The sequence below is a fragment of the Nakamurella sp. genome (assembly GCF_048594475.1).
Taxonomy (GTDB): domain Bacteria; phylum Actinomycetota; class Actinomycetes; order Mycobacteriales; family Nakamurellaceae; genus Nakamurella.
In genome coordinates this window covers 1-6,602 of sequence record NZ_JBMDXT010000042.1, presented here as the reverse complement: position 1 = coordinate 6,602, position 6,602 = coordinate 1, and the positions used below count along the sequence as shown (strand labels likewise).

Sequence of the window (6,602 nt, the reverse complement as noted above, 5' to 3'; positions counted from 1 at the left end):
CGCGCTCTCGTACTTGAACTTGCCGTAGTCCATGAGCTTGCAGACCGGAGGCCGGGCGTCCGGGGCGACCTCCACCAGGTCGAGGTCGGCCTCCTGCGCCATGCGCAGTGCCTCGCCGACCGGCACGATGCCGATCTGCTCCCCCTCCGACCCGACGAGACGTACCTCGGGAACGCGGATCCTGTCGTTGATGCGTGGCTCGACGCTGATTGAGTCCTCCTGCAGACGGTTGATCTCCTCATGCAGCCGGCCCGTCGGGTCCCGGTCTCGCCGCTGGCTCGGCAGACGAAAAAAGGGCCCGGCGCGAAACGCGCAGAGCCCTCACCCAAGCCCGGACGGCGTCGTCTGCCGTTCGGCGCGCACCCCGCGATCAGGGCGCGCGTCACCGATCGTCGATCGGTGGACCTGGACCCGTCCGCGTGAGCAGATCGGGTGGGAGTCGGGCTCCACTTGTCTCCCCCGCGTGCGCGGAGGCTGGTCGCACATGACAGCGTACACGCCGTGAGTACATCTGATCGACCGGCCGACGACGACCTTCCCGTGCGGGACCTGGTGGACATCCCCGCGGCGGAGGTCATCAGCCGCGCCGCCGTGCTCCTCATGAGCGCCGCGGCCGAGCAACTGGGGCTCGGCGCGGTCGATCCGGAGCGGCCCGAGCACCGCGATCTGGGCGAGGCCCGGATCCTGATCACCGCGCTGGCCGGCCTGGTGAACGCCGCCGCGCCCGACCTCGGACCGCATGCCGCGGCCTTCCGCGACGGCCTGGCCGGCCTGCAGGGGGCGTTCCGCGAGTACTCCATCGAGCCGGACGCGCCCGGGCAGGGTCCGGGCGAGCGCTAGCCGGCTGGTTGCCGGACCCTAGGGCTGAGACGGGCAGTACACCACGTGCACTGTGGGCGGACAGGTCGGATCGGACGTGCCATCAGGACGCCGAGGCCCGTGAACACGATGGCGGATGCTACCCCGGCGAGGCCCGTCGCGAACTTCTTCATGCCGCACTGCTCAGGCAGGTCGCCGGGGGCGATTCCCCGGGCTGCTGGTCGGAAGTGGTTCAATGGGAGATCTTGACCGGATTAGTCCGTAATGTCGCTTTCTGGCGCGATTGAGAGACGGCTTCGGCCGGGCGCGAAACTCTCAGGGCCGGACGACAACCCCTCCGGACCTGCTCATTCACTCGATTGGTCGATCGCCCCCCGACTACCATCAGTGATCATGCAACCGAACGGCGGACCCCCGCCCACGAACGAGGACCGTTGGACCGACCGCGTCCTGCTCGTGCTGTTCCCCCTGGGACTGGCCCGGCTCGCATTCGGCTCGTACGGCGTCTACCCGCTGCGGGACGGCACCTTCCGGACGGTATCCCGCCTGCGGAGCCTGGCGCTGGGACTCGTGCTGATCGGGTCGATCCTGCAGTCCGATCCGTCGGCACTCTGGACCTATCCGAACGCCGTCGTCAATGCCACGACCAACACCACCTTGATCGCGATGGTCGTGATCGTGGCAACACTGATCGTGGTCGCCCTGCTGGTGGATTCACGCTGGCGCCGGACTGCGCTGATCGCGATGAGCCGGCCGACGATCCGCATCGGCGGGCTGTTGGCGTTCCTGTTCGTCGGTCAGGCCCTCGGCTGGTGGCACCTGGGCATCGACCCACCACCCACCCGGGCGTCACCCTCTGAGGTCACCCTCACGTCGGCACTCCTGAGCATCGTGGTGTTGATCCTGATGCTCCTGCTCATCACCTTCTTGATCGGGACGCTGTACTTCATCGGCCGCGATCTGTTCGCCCTCGCCGACGCCCACCCCAAGCTGGTCCCGATCGTGTCGGTTCTGCTGGTGGGCGCCGCGCTGGCGTTCGACATCGCCGCTGCGGCCGGCTGGCGAGCCCCGTTCCTGCTCGAGGTTGACCAGCCGGCTATCCCGGCCGATGTGGCGTTCTGGCTGAGGGTCGCAAGCGTGGTCACCGCCGTCGCCTTGTCGGTGTGGCAGTTCCGACTGGTGGGCAAACACGGCTTCCACCTGGTGCGGGGCGAGTGGCGCTGATCCACACCACGATCAGCTGATTCCGCCCGCGGTGCGCACCGCCCGCGCGGTCAGGACCCTGGCCAGGTGCTCGCGGTAGTCGGCCCGGGCGTGCAGCTCGCTGGTCGGGCTGGTGCCCTCGGCCGCATGGGCGGCCGCGTCCGTGACGGCGTCCGCGGTGGCCGGGCCGCCGGCCAGGGCGGCTTCCGTCGCAGATGCCCGCAGGGGCGTCGGGCCCATGTTGGTCAGACCGATCCGCGCCTCGGCGACGGACCCGTTGGACCGGCGGACCGCGGCCGCGACCCCGACCATCGCCCACGACTGGGCGGTCCGATGGAACTTCTCGTAGTGGAAGCCCCAGCCCGCGGCCGGATCCAGTTTCGGCACCCGGACGGCGACCAGGACCTCGTCCCACTCCAGCGCCGGGGTGAAGTAGTCCACGAAGAACTCGCCCGCCGGGATCTCCCGCCGGCCGGCGGGCCCGGCGGCGACCATGACGCAGTCCAGCGCCAGCGCGACGGTCGGCAGGTCACCGGCCGGGTCGGCGTGGGCCAGTGACCCGCCGAACGTGCCCCGGTGCCGGATCTGCGGATCGGCGACCGTCGCCGTCGCCGCGGCGAGCAGGCCGGCGTCGGCCTGCACCAGCGGGTCCGTCATGACGTCGTGGTGGGTCGTCGCCGCCCCGATCAGCAGGCTGTCGCCCTCGTCGGCGACCCCCCGCATCTCCTCGATGCGGCCGCAGTCGACCAGGACCGACGGGTTGGCCAGCCGCACCCGGAGCAGCGGCAGCAGCGACTGTCCCCCGGTGATGATCTTGGCGTCGTCACCGGCGTCGGTGAGCGCGGCCACCGCCTCGTCGACGGTGGCGGGCCGGACGTAGTCGAAGGCGTTCGGAATCATGCCGCACCTCCGTCGGCGGCGCCCCGGCCCGCCGCGGCCTGCAGGGCCCGCCAGACCGCCTGCGGGGTGCACGGCATGGGCACGTCCTGCACCCCCAGGTGCCGGACGGCGTCGACGACGGCGTTCACCACCGCCGGCGTGGAGGCGATGGTGCCGGCCTCCCCCACCCCCTTGGTGCCCAGCGGGTGGGTGGTGGACGGGGTGACGGTCCGGTCGGTGACGTACTCCGGCACGTCCATCGCCGTGGGCAGCAGGTAGTCCGCCAGCGACGCGGTCGTCAGGTTGCCGTCCTCGTCGTAGTGCGCACCCTCCCACAGCGCCTGGGCGATGCCCTGCGCCAGGCCGCCGTGGATCTGCCCCTCCACGATCATCGGGTTGACCTGCACCCCGACGTCGTCGACCGCGACGTACGTGCGGATGGTCGCCCGGCCCGTCTCGGTGTCCACCTCCATCGCGCACAGGTGGGTGCCGTGCGGGAAGGAGAACCCCTCCGGGTCGACCGTGGACGCCCCGAACAGGGTCGGGTCCATGGCGTCCGGCAGGTTGTGGGCGGTGAACGCCTCCCAGGCCACGGCCTGGATCGTCCTGGACTGCTCGGGATCGCCCTTGACCCGGAACGAGCCGTCCAGGAACTCCAGGTCGTCGGCCGAGGCCTCCAGCAGGTGGGCGGCGATCTGCCGGGCCTTGGCGACCACCGCGTCGGCGGCCTTGACGATCGCCTGGCCGCCGACGGCCAGCGACCGCGACCCGTAGGTGTCCATGCCGTAGGGCGCCATGCCGGTGTCGCTGAAGATCACCGTGACGTCGTCCACCCCGACGCCCAGGGCGTCGGCCGCGATCTGGCTCCACGCGGTCGCGTGCCCCTGACCGTGCGGGGAGGTGCCGGTGACCAGCTCGACGGTGCCGGTGGGCAGCACCCGGATGGTGCAGTGCTCCCAGCCGCCGGCCGCGTACTTCAGGTCCCGCAGCACCCGCGAGGGGGCGAGCCCGCACATCTCGGTGAACGTCGAGATGCCGATGCCCAGCTGCACCGGATCACCCGACTCGCGCCGGCGCCGCTGCTCGGCCCGCAGCCCGTCGTAGTCGAACAACTCCATCGCCCGGGCGGTCGCCGCCTCGTAGTTGCCGGTGTCGTACGTCATCCCGGCGATCGTGGTGAACGGGAACTCCTCGTGCCGGATCCAGTTCTGCTGCCGCAGCTCCATCGGGTCGCGACCGAGCTCGGCGGCCAACTCGTCCATCATCCGTTCGATGCCGAACGTGGCCTCCGGCCGGCCCGCGCCCCGGTACGCGTCCGTCGGGGTGGTCGTGGTGAACACGCCGGTGCAGCCGAAGTGGTAGGCGTCCATCTTGTAGATCGAGTTGAACATGAACTGGCCCAGCAGCGGGATGCCCGGGGTGATGATCTGCAGGTAGGCGCCCATGTTCGCGATCAGGTCGACCTTGAGCCCGAGCAGGGTGCCGTCGGACCTGGCGGCGATCTGCAGGTACTGGATCTGGTCCCGGCCGTGGTGGGTGGCCACCATGTTCTCGGTGCGCGTCTCGGTCCACTTCACCGGCCGGCCCAGCTTGCCGGCGATCACGACGCACAGCTGCTCCTCGCGGTACATCTGCAGCTTGGCGCCGAAGCCGCCGCCGACGTCCGGCGCGATCACCCGGAGCTTGTGCTCGGGCACACCCGTGGTCAACGACAGGAGCACCCGCAGGACGTGCGGAACCTGGGTGGCCGACCAGATGGTGATCTCCCCACCGACGCCGCCCTGCGGCGACGCGACGACGGCCCGCGGCTCCATCGGGCTGGGGATCAGGCGCTGGTTGACGAATCGGCGCTTGACCACCACGTCGGCCTCGGCGACGGCCTTGTCCCAGTCCCCGCACGGGTAGTCCATCGAGTAGCACTTGTTGGTTCCCTTGCCGGCATGCACCAGCGGGGCGCCGTCGGCCAGCGCCGCCTCCATGTCGATGACGGCCGGCAACGGTTCGTAGTCGACCTCGACCGCCTCCGCCGCATCCGCGGCCAGGTAGCGATCGGTGGCCAGCACCACGGCCACGCAGTCGCCGACGTGGCGGACCTCGTCGGTGGCCAGCGCCGGGAAGTCGGGCATGACGATGTCGTCGACCACCGGCCAGACGCAGATGACCTTGGGGTTGGCCTCGCCGAGGTCGGCCGCGGCATAGGCCGCGACCACCCCGGGCATCGCCCGGGCCGCGGTCAGGTCGACCCGGTTGATCCGGGCGTGGGCGTACGGGCTGCGCACGAACACCATGTGCACAGTTCCCGGCAGCTGGATGTTGTCCGTCCAGTTGGTCGTGCCGGTCAGCAGCCGGCCGTCCTCCTTGCGGCGGATCGGCTGCCCGATCGCCGGGCTGGTGACCGCACGGCCGGCCCCGCCGCGGCCGGTGGCCGGCGCGGGCCGCTCCTCGACGTCGGTCACTTGGCCACCTCCGTCGTCGACCGCATCTGCTCGGCCGCGTACCGCACCGACGCGACAATGTTCTGGTACCCGGTGCAGCGACAGAGGTTGCCCTCCAAGCCCTCCCGGATCTCGGTGTCGCTCGGATCGGGATTCTCGGTCAGCAGGTCGACGGCCGAGAGCACCATCCCCGGGGTGCAGTACCCGCACTGCAGGCCGTGGCATTCCTTGAACGCGGTCTGCACCGGGTGCCACGAGCCGTTCGCCAGACCCTGGATCGTGGTGATGCTGGCCCCGTCGGCCTGGACGGCCAGGATGCTGCACGACTTGACGCTGCGACCGTCGAGCAGGACGGTGCATGCCCCGCAGTTGGAGGTGTCGCACCCGATCGGGGTGCCGACCAGGCCCAGCCGTTCGCGGAGATAGTGAACCAGCAGCAGCCGAGGTTCGACCTCGTCACTGCGCCCGATCCCGTCCACGTTGACGTCGATCCGAGACATGTGACCACCGATCTGTCCGGCCCCAGCGGCGTCGGGGGGCCATGATGATCGGACGGTAAGCCGAATGCGCGCTCTTCGCCCGGACGAACCGGACAAAGCCCGTCTGGACCGATTCCGAGCGGGCCGGGGACGAGCGGCCCGATGGCGACCGATCGGCCCACCGCAGGCGGCTCGCTACCGTCGGTGACGGCGACCGCCCGGACCCGGCGGCCCCGGCCGGACGGCCGGCCCCGGACCGGTCAGGCGTCCGGCGCGGGGGTGTCGGCGGCGCCCCGGCCCTGGTCCTTGCGCGCCTGTTTCTGCGCCTTGGCCCGCAGGTCCCGCCGGTGCGCGGCGGCCTTCTCCAGATCGATCATCTCCAGCCGGCCCAGCGGGCGGGCGTAGGCGGCGTCCTCGACGGTGACCGCCATCGGCCGGGGCCGCGAGTCGGGCGGCGCGAACCGGTCGTGCAGGGCCCTGACCTCTTCCAGGGCGCGGACCGCCCGCCCCCGGTCGAGCGACTGGATCGCCATGACCGGGTGGATCTCGTCGTCGGGCAACTGCAGCTGGGCCCACGGCGCGTTCGGCGGGTAGCCGACGCGGATCACCATCGACCAGGCGAAGAACTTGTCGCCCAGCACGTTCCGCACCCACAGACCCGCCTCGGTGGCGCGCAGGCGGGGCCGGGCGGTGGTCATGATCGCGCCGGCCAGCACCACGCCGATCCCGATGGTGCCGATCTGATCGCTGGTCCGGAACGAGACGCCCTCGTTGACGTCCTTGAGCA

Annotated in this window: 7 protein-coding genes; 2 read left to right on the top strand and 5 right to left on the bottom strand. The window is 71.0% G+C overall.

Going from position 1 to position 6,602, the window contains the following annotated elements; all coding sequences use genetic code 11:
- A partial coding sequence (gene infC, locus ACOJUF_RS02315; RefSeq protein WP_420120252.1) for a translation initiation factor IF-3 occupies positions 1 to 234 on the bottom strand: 234 nt, incomplete at its 3' end.
- 267 nt (positions 235 to 501) lie between these two features.
- On the opposite strand from infC, the gene ACOJUF_RS02310 reads away from it, so the two are divergent.
- Positions 502 to 840: a DUF1844 domain-containing protein gene (locus ACOJUF_RS02310; protein ID WP_420120251.1), complete on the top strand. Its 339-nt coding sequence runs from the start codon at positions 502 to 504 to the stop codon at positions 838 to 840.
- Positions 841 to 1,212: 372 nt separating this feature from the next.
- Positions 1,213 to 2,043 (top strand): hypothetical protein, encoded by an 831-nt coding sequence (locus ACOJUF_RS02305; protein ID WP_420120250.1) that lies wholly within the window; start codon positions 1,213 to 1,215, stop codon positions 2,041 to 2,043.
- Positions 2,044 to 2,055: 12 nt separating this feature from the next.
- On the opposite strand, the gene ACOJUF_RS02300 is transcribed toward ACOJUF_RS02305, so the two are convergent.
- The 4 genes from ACOJUF_RS02300 to ACOJUF_RS02285 all read right to left on the bottom strand — a co-directional run.
- Complete coding sequence (locus ACOJUF_RS02300; RefSeq protein ID WP_420120249.1) at positions 2,056 to 2,922, bottom strand: FAD binding domain-containing protein; 867 nt, start codon at positions 2,920 to 2,922, stop codon at positions 2,056 to 2,058.
- Entirely contained in the window at positions 2,919 to 5,357 is a 2,439-nt protein-coding gene (locus ACOJUF_RS02295) for a xanthine dehydrogenase family protein molybdopterin-binding subunit (protein ID WP_420120248.1), read from the bottom strand. Before ACOJUF_RS02295 ends, ACOJUF_RS02300 begins: the two co-directional genes overlap by 4 nt.
- Positions 5,354 to 5,836, bottom strand: a complete 483-nt coding sequence (locus ACOJUF_RS02290) for a (2Fe-2S)-binding protein (RefSeq protein ID WP_420120247.1) — start codon at positions 5,834 to 5,836, stop codon at positions 5,354 to 5,356. Before ACOJUF_RS02290 ends, ACOJUF_RS02295 begins: the two co-directional genes overlap by 4 nt.
- Positions 5,837 to 6,075: 239 nt before the next feature.
- Positions 6,076 to 6,602: PH domain-containing protein (locus tag ACOJUF_RS02285; protein WP_420120246.1), on the bottom strand; the 527-nt coding region annotated here is incomplete at its 5' end.